This is a genomic window from Roseateles aquatilis (genome assembly GCF_002205645.1).
GTDB classification, from domain to species: domain Bacteria; phylum Pseudomonadota; class Gammaproteobacteria; order Burkholderiales; family Burkholderiaceae_C; genus Roseateles; species Roseateles aquatilis.
On the sequence record NZ_NIOF01000015.1, the window covers coordinates 124,052 to 137,829 of the forward strand.

General features: G+C 62.1%; 11 protein-coding genes. 3 read left to right on the forward strand and 8 right to left on the reverse strand.

Translation table 11 applies throughout. The annotated features are described in order from the left end of the window. Positions 1 to 66 precede the first annotated feature (66 nt). Entirely contained in the window at positions 67 to 747 is a 681-nt protein-coding gene (locus CDN99_RS23960; RefSeq protein ID WP_088387529.1) for a hypothetical protein, read from the reverse strand. Next, the gene (locus tag CDN99_RS23965) at positions 744 to 3,815 is read right to left on the reverse strand and encodes an N-6 DNA methylase (RefSeq protein ID WP_088387531.1); all 3,072 of its coding nucleotides are present in this window, start codon (positions 3,813 to 3,815) and stop codon (positions 744 to 746) included. The genes CDN99_RS23960 and CDN99_RS23965 overlap by 4 nt, the downstream gene beginning before the upstream one ends. 123 nt (positions 3,816 to 3,938) lie before the next feature. On the opposite strand from CDN99_RS23965, the gene CDN99_RS23970 reads away from it, so the two are divergent. The 3 genes from CDN99_RS23970 (at position 3,939) to CDN99_RS23980 (ending at position 5,739) form a co-directional block, all read left to right on the forward strand. After that, complete coding sequence (locus tag CDN99_RS23970) at positions 3,939 to 4,832, forward strand: BrxR family helix-turn-helix transcriptional regulator (RefSeq protein ID WP_088387533.1); 894 nt, start codon at positions 3,939 to 3,941, stop codon at positions 4,830 to 4,832. Positions 4,833 to 4,878: 46 nt separating this feature from the next. Further along, positions 4,879 to 5,220 carry a hypothetical protein gene (locus CDN99_RS23975; protein ID WP_088387535.1) on the forward strand — a complete coding sequence of 114 codons (342 nt, stop codon included), beginning with the start codon at positions 4,879 to 4,881 and terminating at the stop codon, positions 5,218 to 5,220. A 111-nt stretch (positions 5,221 to 5,331) separates the two neighbouring features. Continuing rightward, positions 5,332 to 5,739: a hypothetical protein gene (locus CDN99_RS23980; RefSeq protein ID WP_088387537.1), complete on the forward strand. Its 408-nt coding sequence runs from the start codon at positions 5,332 to 5,334 to the stop codon at positions 5,737 to 5,739. Between the two features lie 71 nt (positions 5,740 to 5,810). Here CDN99_RS23980 and CDN99_RS23985 read toward each other — a convergent pair whose 3' ends face one another. The 6 genes from CDN99_RS23985 to CDN99_RS24010 all read right to left on the reverse strand — a co-directional run. Then, positions 5,811 to 7,757: a hypothetical protein gene (locus CDN99_RS23985; protein WP_141100957.1), complete on the reverse strand. Its 1,947-nt coding sequence runs from the start codon at positions 7,755 to 7,757 to the stop codon at positions 5,811 to 5,813. A 98-nt stretch (positions 7,758 to 7,855) separates the two neighbouring features. Next, complete coding sequence (locus CDN99_RS23990) at positions 7,856 to 8,653, reverse strand: hypothetical protein (protein ID WP_141100958.1); 798 nt, start codon at positions 8,651 to 8,653, stop codon at positions 7,856 to 7,858. Between the two features lie 647 nt (positions 8,654 to 9,300). Then, positions 9,301 to 10,311 carry a TniQ family protein gene (locus CDN99_RS29785; RefSeq protein ID WP_088387543.1) on the reverse strand — a complete coding sequence of 337 codons (1,011 nt, stop codon included), beginning with the start codon at positions 10,309 to 10,311 and terminating at the stop codon, positions 9,301 to 9,303. After that, a complete protein-coding gene (locus CDN99_RS24000; RefSeq protein ID WP_238139685.1) occupies positions 10,289 to 11,203 on the reverse strand; it encodes a TniB family NTP-binding protein in 915 nt (304 codons plus the stop codon). Before CDN99_RS24000 ends, CDN99_RS29785 begins: the two co-directional genes overlap by 23 nt. Continuing rightward, positions 11,200 to 13,176 (reverse strand): TnsB C-terminal domain-containing protein, encoded by a 1,977-nt coding sequence (locus tag CDN99_RS24005; RefSeq protein ID WP_088387545.1) that lies wholly within the window; start codon positions 13,174 to 13,176, stop codon positions 11,200 to 11,202. The genes CDN99_RS24000 and CDN99_RS24005 overlap by 4 nt, the downstream gene beginning before the upstream one ends. Next, a partial coding sequence (locus CDN99_RS24010; RefSeq protein ID WP_202820317.1) for a TnsA endonuclease N-terminal domain-containing protein occupies positions 13,169 to 13,778 on the reverse strand: 610 nt, incomplete at its 5' end. The genes CDN99_RS24010 and CDN99_RS24005, both read right to left, overlap by 8 nt.

The following is a 13,778-nucleotide window of genomic DNA, read 5'->3' on the forward strand; positions in this document are numbered from 1 at the left end:
GAGTGTTTCCGGCAGCATGAACCAACTGGGCACCTAGATAGACCTCACTGCGCCGAAGGGCGAGGGTCAGCTGGCTTCTGGGAAGTCGACGAAGAGGTGGCAAATCCTGACGTACCCCGCGCTGGGGAGTTTCTCCGCCGGCCGCAGGTGCTCGGTGTCGAAATGCGCTTCTTTGGGGAATGACCGCGACGGCGCCACGGTGCGCGCCGACGCATCTCGCCAGCCCAGTGCATCGCAGCGCTTGGACTCCAGCACCGCCTTCAACTTGCCCACGCATGTCTCCTTCGGCGACACCGAGATGCCGGCCATGAAAACAACCGGCTGCTTGATAGCGTAGTCGCCTTCAATGAACCGCCCCATGCCATCAGGACCCCAATATTTGGTCAGGGAGCGTGCGTTGGCGCCGTCGATCTTCTTGAACTCGTAGACCAGCTTGAGCACCGGCGTCGAGCGGTTGGAGAAGTATTCGATGTCCGTCCGGTAGCTGGTTAGCCTCTTCCCCTTGGCAGGATCGATCTTGCCAGAAGGGTTCTCCTGGCCCCATCTCCCCGTCAAACGCCCTGTCCCTTCTGATATCGACTTCAGATGCTCGCACAGGATGTCGGTGAGTTTTGGCTCGGAGAGCTCTGCGGTGAACTCTGTGCCGGGGGAACTCGCAAGCTGAGACCAGGCCTGCATCAGCAGCTTTGTCGCAATCGCCGACTCATCGGCCGGAAACGCGTTCCCCCAACTCAGCCCCGTGCTCAAGCCGCCTCCGCCCGCGTTTGATCGCCAGCGCCGCGGGCGGCTTCCACAATACGTTGGGCGTCTTGCAGCGCACTTCGGCGCAACCAAGCTCTGCGTTGCATCGGTTTGACCATGTAAGCCGAGGAGTCCATGAGGATCACGACGTCTGCAGCCAGAAAGATGTTGGTGGTGACCTGAAGCGGCAATAGCTGCCGCTCCTGCAACATGCGCACGGTCGCCCTGATGGCATCCTCGGACATCGCGTCTGCCACCATGACTTGGCGGTTGGCCTCCGGCACCAGGTCCACCCGCACGACAGCGAAGCGGCCCTGACCCACAGCCGTCGCCTGCACTGAAACGTCGAACTGTCCCTGCCCCGAAGTCGCCTTGCGCCAAGCCTCGAGCTCGGTGCGCAGCGCCTTCGCATAATCGGACAAGTGGCTGGTGGTTGCTTCGCGTTGGAGATCGGTGCTCAGAGCGCCGAAGCTGCGCGGCTGAATCGACGGGATGACGTCGCGCACCAGTTCCTGCACCAGCGAGATCTCAACAGCGCTCAGGCCGAAGTACTGGAAGATCAGCTTCTGCAGCTTGGGGCGAAGTTGGCGGAACCGGTCCTCTTGCTCGAACACGTCCCTGTCATGCACGTCTTTGATCGCGTCCGCTGCCTCTTTGACGATCGCCCGTGCCCGCTCCGGGTTTGGATGGTGGGAGGGTGGCACAAACGGCAAGCTGCGCATGTCCTTGAGCGTGATCCGATCCTGCGCGACAAGCACCGAGTACTGACTCATGACCACGAAGTAACTCACCAGATCCGACCGCAGATAGACGGCCAGGAATCTCAGTAAATCGGCGTCTTCGTCGGGACCGCTGACAACGCCGATGCTGCTGCTAAAGGAGGCTTGCGCTTCGATGAAGTGAGCTCGAACCTCGAGCACCGGAGAAGGGCCGTCAGGGAAGACCACGCGAGGGCCCCGAAAGACTCGGAGCAGCCCATCATCGAGCCCGACCACCGTCTTCTGCTCGCGGGGGAAGGCGCCAAGCAACGCTTCCTCCACGACAGGAAGCGACCCCTGCAGAATCTGCACGGGAAGGTAGCTCATCGCCTGTAGCTTGGTAGCCTTTTGCGCCGTCCGCGACGCGTCCTTGAAGTGAACGCCTTTTCTGATCTGCCAAGAGCCGAATCGGCCGTTGGTCATATCGTCAAGCCGGCCAAGAAGTCTCAGCCTGGCGCAGAGCGCCAGATCGGCGGGCCCGCCCCAGGACAGCGTGGTGAGGGCTTGATTGCTGGATGCGATGCGCTGCGATTGCACCCACTGTCGGTCTTCACCTCGCAGTGTCAATCGCCCCATCGCCAGACTGATGTCTGCCTTGGGCACCCAGTACTCGAACTGCTCAGCAACGGGGATGAACTGAGCTTCGGGCGCACGGGGCACCGCCAGCGCCACGACGCAAGCGTGGTGCGCCCGGTCGAAGAGCAGATCCCGCAGATCGCCGAAATTGATTAAGCGATGCAGTCGAACTCGTGCTAACCACTCCGCCACAAAAGGCTGACTTGTTGCGGCAAGGAACAGGCTCACGGGCAGGATCAGACACATCTTCCCGCCAGGACGCAGACAGTCCAAGGCCCGCAGCGCAAATGCCGCGGCCATCTGCCGGCGAACGACCGCGCCGCCTCGGCTCTGCGTCCAGGCGTCCGCAGTGGACTGGTCCTCGCCCTTGGGTTCCTTCCACGGCGGGTTGCAGATGAAGATGGAAAAGGACGGCTTCGAAGCGAACCGGTTCTTGGACTCGAAGAAATCCCCCGCTGCGCCGCTGAACAGATTGGATCCGCGAAGCTTGGGAAGCTTCACGCCCTGGCCTCGCTGCAACTGCGCCAGATCAGCAGGTTGCAGCCGCTCGAGAAGCGAGAGATACAGGCTGAACGCGGTCATCTGGCAGGATGCCTTGCTGACGTCGCTGCCGAAGATGCAGGACTGCAGCAAGGCGATGCGCTCGCCCAGGGGCAGCAGTTCACCGCGTTTTGCTTCAACGTGGTTCAGGATCCGACGGAAGGCAGTCGTGAGCAGAATTCCTGACCCACATGCGCCGTCATAGATGCGCTCCTTACTCGGGTCCTCACAAACGCCCAGGGCCTGATCGATGACCATGTTGGCCAGGTTTCTCGGTGTGTAGTACGCACCGAGTTCGTCTTGCTCATCCCTCAGGAACGACTCGTAAATGCCCGAGATCAGCTCGACCGGCAAGAAGCTGAAGTCGTACCCCCATAGACGATGCTGACCCGAGGCCATGTTTTCGCCTGAGAGGAAGCGTTCCGCGACTTCAAACCCGCTTGCGTCAAGATCTCGCCAAACCGGATCTTCTCCGGCAGCGGGCTCAAGGAAGTCTCCGTTGAAGTCCGTCTTCAACTGCTTGAGCAGACGAAGGATGCCGCCGTGATCGCGCCGCGCGATCAGGTCGCCTAGTCGCGTTACCTTGCGCTCGCGCCGATAGGTCTCGCTGACAATGCCTCGATCCTCAAGGTAAGACACGAACAGTAGCTGGCCAACAAGCTGCTGCGCTTGCTCGTCGGACAGGCCCGCGCGCCTCACGAGCTGGCGCACCGTCTCGTTCAGGTTACGCAACAGATACGAGTCCACGCGCTCTTCGCGCTGGAACCAGTCACGGTGGCGGGCGTAGATATCTCCGGACTGGACGTCTGCCGCGCTGAAGCTTGCGTGCGGGGAGGCAGCCGACGCTGCGATCGGAGCCCCCACGCTGGCTCGCCGTGATACGGGAACGGGCGTGACGGTTTTGGGTCCGAGGATCAGGATGATGCTGACCAGGTTCTGGTTCCAGATCCGGCGACGAATTTCGTCGAGCCGGGCGCCGTCACCCAGCAACCCTTCATCCTTGAAGAAGCACACGGTGGGAACGCCATCGACGTCGAACACCGCGTGCGCTCGGATCGGACCATCGATGTCGAGCAGCACGTCCAACTCGGGCCCGTAGCGGTGCTGACTGCGAACGTCATCGCCCGCGCGATGGAGGGACGGGGAGCCGTTGTCGTAGCCCAGTTTTTCCAGCCATTGATCACTGGCGTTGGCGGTCATGGGCGTTGTCGTGGCTCAGCGCGTTGTGGAAAATTACATGCGATTCTACACCACTCATTTTGATGAGTACAATCAAAAGGAGTCCATCAAGCATTTTGATGGCTAGCCGCAAAATGAGGATAGATGACTGGTTTCGCCGACGTTGCGTTTGCCCAGCGCCAGCGGCTGCACTTCATAGAGACTTTGGCGCTCTGGGACGGCACGGTGCAGCGCGAGCGCGTCTCGGAGTCTTTCGGGGTTGCCTTGGCCCAGGTGACTCGGGATTTCACGTTCTACCGCGAGCAGTGCCCAGACAACCTTGAGTACAACAACAGGCTAAAGGTCTACCGACCTACGGCGAGGTTCAGACCGATGCTGGCCGCCGGCGATCCCGACGAGTACCTAGCCTTGTTAAGGGCAGGCATCCACCTCAAGACCGTACAACACCTGCCAAGTCTCGGGCTGCATTTCGGCGTCGCTCAGAATGCCTCGTTGCCAACGCCGCGCGCTAGAGTGCGAGCAGATGTGCTCAGGGAGGTTCTCTTCGCTATCCAGCGCAACTGCGGACTGGATGCGAAGTACCTGTCGATGGAGACTGCAGCTGTGGCGTCCAGATGCCTATGGCCGCATGCAATCTTCTTCAGCGCCGAGTGGTGGTACGTGCGTGCTTACGATGCAAAGCGGGAGGAATTTCGTGACTTCGCGCTTCATCGCTTCGACACCGCGAAGGCCAATTCCGTTCCAAGTCCGTGCAGCGCCGACCAGGACCTCGGCTGGCACGAAGAGGTCGAAGTAGTCGTGACGCCGGATGCGCGTCTCACGCAAGCTCAGCAGGCCCTAATCGCCAGGGACTTCGATATGGCAAAGGACCCGCTTGGCTGGGCGTGGAAAGCGCAGCTTCGAAAATGTCTTGTAGGGTTCTTCGCCGCGCACTATTGGCTGGATGTGCAATTGAACCGCCCTCGCAGAACTCGGTTGTCGCTTCGCAACCGGAGCGAACTGGAGCCCTACTTCTTTAAGTCGACAGCGATTGATTGATGTGCGGTCAATGTTCGCCACCTCAAGAACACGAAAAGAGACCACCATGGCGACGCGCCGTTTGGCCGAACGGTTCGCGCTGACGAGCGAGGTTGATAGTGTTCCGACGATCGACCAAGCTGTGGCCCGGCTTTTTGCGGACATGAAGGTCGGTCAGCCAGCTGAGCCGGTGCAATCTTGCGAGCGTCGGCGCCCTCCGCTGTTGGACCTCGGTAAGCGGGTGCCGTGCACGGCATTTCAGCTTCTGGCTGGAGCGCCGATCAGATGGGCCGCCATGAAAACGGTGATGGAGATCTATCTGGCGCCGCCGAACCCGGACAACAATTTCGCTGCGGATAGGCGGACGCTCGCGTTTCAAGAGTCAATTTCTTCGGTTTCAATTTTCTAAGCCCGCGCCTTGAGAACCGGCGCCTGTCAGCATACGTTTAGACCATGGGCCCACACCTGGGGCCGTCGCATGCCGGGCATGCGCCGATGTAAAAAGACGCGAGGGCGCCCCATGGTCATCCTTATGAACGAACGCGAGGCGCCGTCGCTGGAATCACAGCCCAGCGTGCGCCTCGGCCCCTGGCGGGTATTCCGATCAGTCGCTGGGGAGCTACACATCTGCTCAGAACTTGCGCCCGGGCAGCTTCGCTTTACCTCTGCGCTGTCTCGCATGGATTTTTTCGCTGGCGTTGCCGTCACAAGCTCCGGGCGCGAATACACGTTCCTCACCCCGCCTGCGCACGACGCCGACGTTCAGACGATGATCGAAGCGATGGCCGTGAACTGCGGCCTGAACATTGCCGTCGACGTGAGCGACTTGTGGTGGAAGGCTATCCTGCATGGGCCAGATGCGCTGCCGGACACGGATCTGGCGGTGATGATGTGTCCACAGCGCACACCGCCAACCGCACGCGGGTGACAGAAGCGGGTGTGAAGTCGCAACCAAGTTTCTGAGTTGCGACCTAGCTTGATGCATACGCCCGGATGCAGTCAGGAAGAACTACGGCTCGTGCGGCCGTCCAGATCACGATAGAGGTCCTCAAGCTTGGGGAGTGTCAGGCCTGCCTTGTCCAGAGCATTGCGCGCCCAGACATCACCGGCTCTGGAGCGACCCACGCGCGGGGGTTGATGGCTGAAGTCTGAGCAGTTCCTCGTGGGGCACAGCGGCAGCACCTTCTTCATGATCCCCTCGCTGCTCATGATCGCGGTGAGAAGGCCCGGAAGCCAGGTGCCGGGGTTGCGGTCTCGCTCCGTGACGACGACCAGTCCGCACAGCCGATCCAACTCCTTCTGAAGCCCGCGCTCATCGATGGTCACTCGACGCTGCAGCTCCAGAACGAACACTGCTTCGGTCGGCGTCTCCACGCAGGCGATGAGGACACCTCGCGGGGTAACACTCTCTCCTTGATGCATCGACGCCCAGCGCTGCGTCGCCTTGGTCGCCGGCGAAGCCTCGGCGTCGGCGAGCAATGTGATGGGCAGTGGCTCGAGCAGAGGAGCGTCATCCGGAGCCGAGGTTCCCGCCGATGCATCCCTCATAAGACCGGTGGCAGTCGTGTACCAGCCGAGCGATACGAGTTGATCTGGCAGCTGACTCACGAGGAACTTCAATCCGCGCCAGACCGCCCACAACGTGCCGAAGCGCTCCAGGGAAACGGGGGAATGGTGGGAGGCATAACCGACCCTTGCTCCCTCCACAGCGCGCCCGCCACCACGCTCCGCTGCGGAAAACTTTTCTGCCTCGGTCGCTGGGATCTTGGGACCGGACTTGTGATCGCTTTTGACCGTTCGTACTTTGACCTCACGTACGTCCCCCAAGACTTCGAAGGCCGGATCCAAGATTTCCAGCGCCTGCGCTGGCGCGCCTGGCGAGCTGATGTCGGTCAGAGGCGCAATCTTGTCGCCTTGCGCAGCGCTTCCCGCAGGCACTGCGCTGCCCTCGGCGGCATCGTCATAGCCGTCATCAAGCTTGGTCAACGCAGCGTCGTACTCCACCTCGATTTCAGGTCCGTTCGGAAGGCTGCAGCCGGTGATGCGAAGTGCCAGGAACGCGCCATCGCCGACCTCGACGCCTTCCACGCGAAGTCTGGCCGGGCCTGAGAACCACGGATGCACCTTTGGATGCGCGGATCCGTTCTCGCGCCAGTAGGAGAGCACGCTTCCGTTGGCAAGCTCATCGTGCCCCGCGACCGCGGCGCCCCCAGCCCCCCGATGCTGGTGCTGCACGCTCTCTATCCCGGCGTAAATGTGGCGCGCCCTCAACTCGGTTACCGGATCGAAGAGCAGATGTGCGAGAAGAACCGCATCGGACTTGTAAAGGCCGGGATGGATCTTGATCGGCCAAACCTCGGTGCGCGGCGCGCCCGAAGCCGACACCATCATTGCTCTTGCCGCATCCACGTGGTACTGGCATAGCAGTCGATTGGCCTTGCCTGACCGCCCGTAGCACCGCGCAAGGAACTCCGTACACGGGACGAGGAGCCACCGATCAGGACCGACCTTGAGCCGCAGAATCTGGCTCGGGTCCAACTCATGGTTCTGCAGCGGGTGAGCGCCTTCCGGCAGCAGCGGCATCCCGTGCTTAGCAAAATGCTCCCGCTGGGATACGAAGTCGTAGCCGCCATCGGAGAAGTCGACGGAGAACTCTCGCACGTCGAAGGCGAGCTGGGTAGAAGAACGTTTGTCGCGCCAAACTGATCCGATACGCAGCTGAGGCAGCGAGGTCACGCCGAAGGACTGCAGATGGAAGCCGCCCCAACTGTGGTCGCTGTGTAGCCGTCTCATCAGCGCCTCAACATGGGGCAAGGCGTGACCGAAAGGGTTCTTCACGAACTGTCCGTACCACCAGACCACGAAGTCGTGGTCTGGGTTGCATTTCATCGTCAGGAGTTCGACGCGAGGAATCGTTTGAATTCGAGGCGGATTGGTGGACAGCATGCCCAGAGCAGCGTTGTGGACCGCTCAGTATCGATGAGGGATGCGACCCCACGACTCCCGGTCGCCGCATGCCGCAATTCCGGCATGCTCATCACAGGCTAGTTAGTTCGCTGTTGATGCAGCAGCCCCGGCGTCGGGTCAGGAATGGCGTAATGGCTGGCACCGAGCTGCACGAGGTACCCGGCCTTCTCCTGAACGACTTGCCCTTCCTTCAGTAGCTTCTTTGCGTCGCGCTTCGACATCCGGTGGAAATGCACGAGCGCGAGCAGGAGCCAGCGCTGCTCGAAGTCCACAGGTCGCTCTGGGAGGGCCAGCAGTTCCCTGAGGTCTTGCTCGGTCCTGATCCTTCGCGGGGCCGGAGCCTTGGCCACTCGGCGGCCCGGCATCTCCAGGTCGACGCCTTCGACCTCGCGAAGATGTCGAACGAAGAGGGAGAGGCAAGCCCGCTGACCTGGCGCACCACTGAGGTATTGCTCCAGGTCCCGCTGGCTTGGACGGCCAGAAGGGTTCACCCGCATGAAATCGACCGCCGGCCGAAGCGACATGCGGGCGGACCTCGTGGTCATCTCACCGCTATCGCGCCTGGTGCAAAGACGTGCATGGAAGGCCTCGAGGACTGGGTAGGCAGGCGAGCTTCGGGTCACGCTGTCGAGTTGAGCCTGCAGCCGCCTGCGCTCGGCGTCTTCGAGCTTTTGCCCCGCTGTGATGGCAAGGCCTCGACATTCGCGAAGCCAGCGCACGGGCAACTCGAATTTCCTGAGCTCAGCGGTGCCGAAGTGCTTCAGCAGGTGGTCCGGTTCCCACGGAAGATCCTTCAGCGCGGAGAGCCGCACGAAGAACTCGACGTGCCGGGCTATCGAAAGCGCAGCTCGCTTCGGATCTTTGTTGAGCACCATCCAACTTGAGAAATCCTCGAACGCTTGGCGCGCTGCGGGCTGCTTCACCAGCGGTGAGAGCTGCTGCGCATCTATGCGCACCTTTTCGGTCCAATAGCATCGATCGCATCGCCCACCAGCCCCGCGGGCCACGGAGGCTCCGCAGCCCAAACATGCGGACGGCCCCAGCGTGGCGCATCGTCCGCAGAGCCACCGTCCGTCCGGAGTTGCATCGCACCTGCGGTGCTTGCGACAGCTGGAACAGGTACGGTGCTCCTCTGCGCACGCCACGCAGACGCGCGCGACGGCGGCATCGCCCTCGGCGCCCGGAAGTCGGCGGAGCCGCTTTGTGAGCCGGCTGCAGCGCGCGCACTTCTGCGGCTCAACGAAGTGGATCTGGCATGAGTTGCACACAGGGCCGTAAGCGGTCATGCGTCCGATCGGTCGGCCACTGCGTTGGCATCGCACGCATGGCGCCAGCTTCTCGCACTCGGCACACCGGCCATGCGATTCCAGCACGTACATGCGCTTGACCTCCCCGCATCCTGCGCATCGGCTGGGTTTGAACAGCCGCGTATAGCAGGTGTTGCAGAAGTGTTGGCCCCGATAGGCCTTATGCGCACGCGCCATGGCGCGATCGCATCCCGAGCAGGTTCGTACCGCCTCGTTCATTGGTATCCCTGTCCCATGCGACGCAGAAGCCTCGCCCAGTCCGCCATCACGGCGGCCTTACTGCGCGGTCGCGGTGGCGATCCTCGCTTCACCCCACGCCTCGCTCGGCGCTTACGCTGAACGCCCGACACGTACTTCACTCCGACCCCGCGTAGATCTCCGTTTCTCGCTTCAATGACCTCTTGCAGGTAGCGCATGCGCAGGTGGCGTTCACAGACGCTCTGGAGCTCAAACCGGAGGCCTGACGCGAAGCTTGCCGGCTCGATCCCCGACGTGGCGGTGATAGCGGCCCAACGTTCAGATATGACCGAGCGAACCGCGGAGAACCATTCAGAAGTGGACATCTCGGGCGGGAGCGCTGAACCCGGTCCTCCGGCCAGCACCGCATCCGCGAGACCTTGGGCGGCTAGGGCCTTGGGATCACAGGTGCAGCCGCGCGACTCACGCAGGTCTGCACCGCATCTCCAGCAAGCAGTGATGTCGCCACTGGAAGCCGTGAGCATCTGAGGGCTGACGACCGCGCCACATCGGGCGCAGAAGTCCAGGAGGCAGATGCCGTGGTGTTCGCAGCCGACGTGCCACGCGAGGCGCCAGCTCAGACGAAGGTGAGGTCGCGCATCCTGGGCCAAGCAGTGAGGGCAGAACGGGAACCCACCATGGCTTCGGCGATTACGTGAGCCTCGAGCAACCACCCACGGCCAACATCCGGCGAACGAAGCATCGGAAGGAATCAGGTTGGCCAAGGTCTGCTGCAACGTCGACGCTCTGAGTCGCTGCGCGTCAATGCCACTTGCCTCACTGAGCGTCTGGATGCGGACTTGGGCGAGCGATCGGTCGATGTCCCGTGTCCATGGGCGCCATGCTCCCCAGATCGATGTGCAGAGGATCAAGGGGTCGCATCCGCAAGCCAAGGCCGATCTGATCAGCCAGCTGCTGAGCGGCTCACCCTGGATCAGCGGCCGGAAGGGCAACTTGCAGGGGGTTTCAGAATCTAGCGCGCGCCGCATCGGAAGTGGGCTGGAACAGTCCCCTTGCTTTGACCATTTGCAGCGTGATTTGCTCGGTGCCGCGCTTGATCGCGTCTTCCGCAAGAGCTGCCATCAACCCTTGCACGTTGCCGAGGTTTCCCCCGGTGCTGGTGTGGATGGCCAGGGCCATCTCCGGCGAGGAGAGCAGCGAGGGCTTGCGCAAGGGCAGCACCGTTTCGAACCCCGCCAGCAGCGACTGGAACTCCGCGTCGAGTTGCCAAAGCGGCAGCGGCAGCACCTCGAAGCGGCTGGAGTGCTGTGGGTCCGTATGAAGTACACGGACCGCGGCGGCGGTTCCCACCGCAACGATAGGGATTGCCGTCTCATTGCTCAGCAGCTTGATCGCGTTCATCACTTCCCGCTGCTTGAGCGCTGTCCCCGCCAGCATGGAGTGAATCTCGTCGATGAACAGGATGCGCGTCTTGCAGGTCCGCAGCTGGTGAACGACTTGGTAGCGTAGAGCGAGCGCGCTTGAGCTGGGTTTGTAGGGCGCCCAAAAGCGCTCAAGGATCGAGGCGTAGAGCCCTTTCTCGTCGGGGGAAGGGGGCGACTGAGCCACGATCACCGGCTTGACCGGGTCTACGTTCTCGTCCACGTAACCCTCACCCCGCAGCACATTGAAGCGATGCACGATCGTCGACTTGCCGTTGTTGGGTTCGCCAACGAGAAGGTAGTTCTTCGGTCTGATGCGCGGGCCGCTGTCCATGAGGCGACCGAACAGGTCCAGGATGTCCCGGGCCCGCGTGTAGCCGATCCAACGATCGACGCCGAGGAACGCGATCCGGTCCGCATCGGACATCGCCACGAGGTGTCGATAGTTTGGATGGATGTGTGTGAATGACGACAGGTCCTGGGCTTGATCGGCAATCATGCGATGTCCTCAGGCGGGGCCACGAACGCGGCAAGCCCTGCGATGGCTGCTGCCGTAGGGGCGGATACAACTGTCAGAGCGGGTTGAGCGGCATTTTCAGGCGAAGGTGCGCTCTCGGGCCCAGCCGGTGAAGGGGCTTTCGCCAAGGGCTTGTCCACAGTGAGTGCACGCTGATGGTCTCGATTGCGCTGATGCTCACGTCGCGCCTTCTTGGTTTTTTTGGCGCTGTCAGCCACCATTTCCCGCCGCTCGCGAATCGACTGGATGACAACTCGCTCATCGCTCGGGTCGTACCCAAGCTCGGCGACCGCCTCCTTCGCACGTCGGTGCTCCCAGACGCTGAACGAAGGGGCCGAGGCGTCGGCCAGTGGCACCTTGAAGTACACCTTCAGATCGGGATCGAAAAACCAGATCTTGGATACGTCGCGCGGATCCCTGCGGAACAAATGTCTGCGGCCGCGTTCGGTCTCGTCGTCAAGCATGCCGATCCACGGCCGCAGGCAGTCGTCGTAGTAGCGAAGGTTTTCCAACGAGACGCCGTCGTTCTGGATCGTGCGTTCGAACGAGGGCAGGAAGTTCAGCAGGATCTCAGTCCGATCGCCAGGTCGAGGCGGCATGCCTATGCCGCCGGAATCGGCGCTTCCGAAAATCCCCAGCTCCCATTTTCGAAGCGGCGGCATCCCAATGCTGCTGTGGGGCCGGCGGTGGTACTCGTTGCAGATCAGCTTGAGTAGCTGCCGTTCGAACTCTCCAAGCGTCATCACTGCACGTCCTTCGGAGTCGTACTCCTTGCGTTCCGCAATGTTCGCGAAGGTCGTGCCTGGCAGATCGTGGATTTCTCGGAGCAGCGTTCCCTGGACGCGCTCAACATGCCCGCCAAAGTGCGCGAGTCCAACGGGCCGAAACTCCATGTCGATGCCGAACTTCTGCATGGCTCGTTCGAAGTCGCGAGACTGGAATTCCGGACCGTTGTCCGTCACGATCAGCTTTGGACGCCCCCAGATGGGCCACTCGGCATCGACTCCGTGCAGGATGAGCCACTCCTCCTTGGGGCACATCGCCAGGGCCATGCACATGGCCACGGAGGTCCGGGACGGCGGGTCGAACGAGAGGTAGTACCCCATCGCCATGCGCGAGAAGCATTCGATAGCCACCGTCACATAGGGGCGGCCTAGCGGCAACCGGTTCACGTCGTCTACGAGGATGATGTCCACGGGGGTGTGGTCGATTTCGACTCGCGACAGCGGATAGTCGGCGTCAGGCGTCGAGCCGGGTACCGCAAGAAACCGCTTCTTGGCCTTCTCGCGTTGTCCGCGGCGCTTCATCCGCTCGTATTCAGGAATTCGATCGATGCGGGCCTTCAGCGCCTTCTTGCTGGGCGGTGGCATCTTCAGCGCATCGCAGCGAATCTTCACCTCGCTGTAGGTTGCCGTGATCTTCGGTCGCTCATTTGTCAGATAGAAGGTCTGGATCACTTCGTCCAGAACGCGTTCAGCTTCAGCCGAGATGCGTCCACGCCCCTCGCGCCATCCGGCCTTCTGGGGGATGAGCGAGTTTGTCGTGTCCCAATTGCGGAATCGCGCGATCCAACGGTAGAGGGTAGCTGGATCTCTGCCGACTTCCGCCGCCCGCGCGACGACTTCCGCTCTTGTGCATGACCCCGACACCAGGGGTTCAATGGCCTTCATCCGCTCCAGCGCCTGCGCCCAGCGGCCATCCTCGACTTGGGTGACCTCGCCCTGCGGCAGGGCGGGCCCTGCATGATCGACCCGATCGAGCTCTTTGATGAGCAGCACGCGAGCCCGGCCGTTCTCGATGTTGTGTCCCAGCACCGTGTCGAATCCCAACACCTCAGCGATGCGGAAAACGCCCTCAGGATGCTTCACGACCTCGCCGGCGGCAACGGAGAGGAATGCGCCTGCAGGTCTGACGCCGTTGCTGCCGGCAGTCGAGTGCGCGCCGGATTTACTCATGGCCGGGTATCCACAGCTCAGTGTTGTAGGAGAGCCTCAGGTTGATGTCGCAGTCCAGCCGCCGAGTGGCCAGGAGATGCCAGAGATGGCCGATCCCCTCAGCGCGATGGATCTCGGGGTACCTTCTGGACAATAGATCACCGAAGGTGACTACGCCTCGTGCTTCTACGTCCTCGATGATTTCCAGCGACAGCCCTTCGTCGTAGACGAGGTCGTCGTAGCGGCGCAGGAACTTGATGTTCTCCAGCGCCTGACCGCGGATGCGCTCCTCGTCCATGATCGTGAAGCGCCAATCCATCTCGATCGCGTGGCGTCTTGCCGCCTTCCACTTCGTTGACCAGGCGCGCCAGTTCGCCCGCCACTCAGAACGCGGCTTGACCTCGACCAACAGGGATGGCTTCTGCAGGTGAGCTGGCCCGAGCGTGGTCCGGTAGATCACCAGGAAGTCCGGGGTGTACTCGTAGCCCGCCCCGAACGGAATCGTGCACGGTTGAGACTGAATCGCCCCGGATTTCCTAGACACCCGTGAGCCGTTGGGAATGGCGTCGTTCGAACTCGACCGGCGAAGTGTCGCCTGCGGTGCCGTGGCGCCGCTTGGGGTT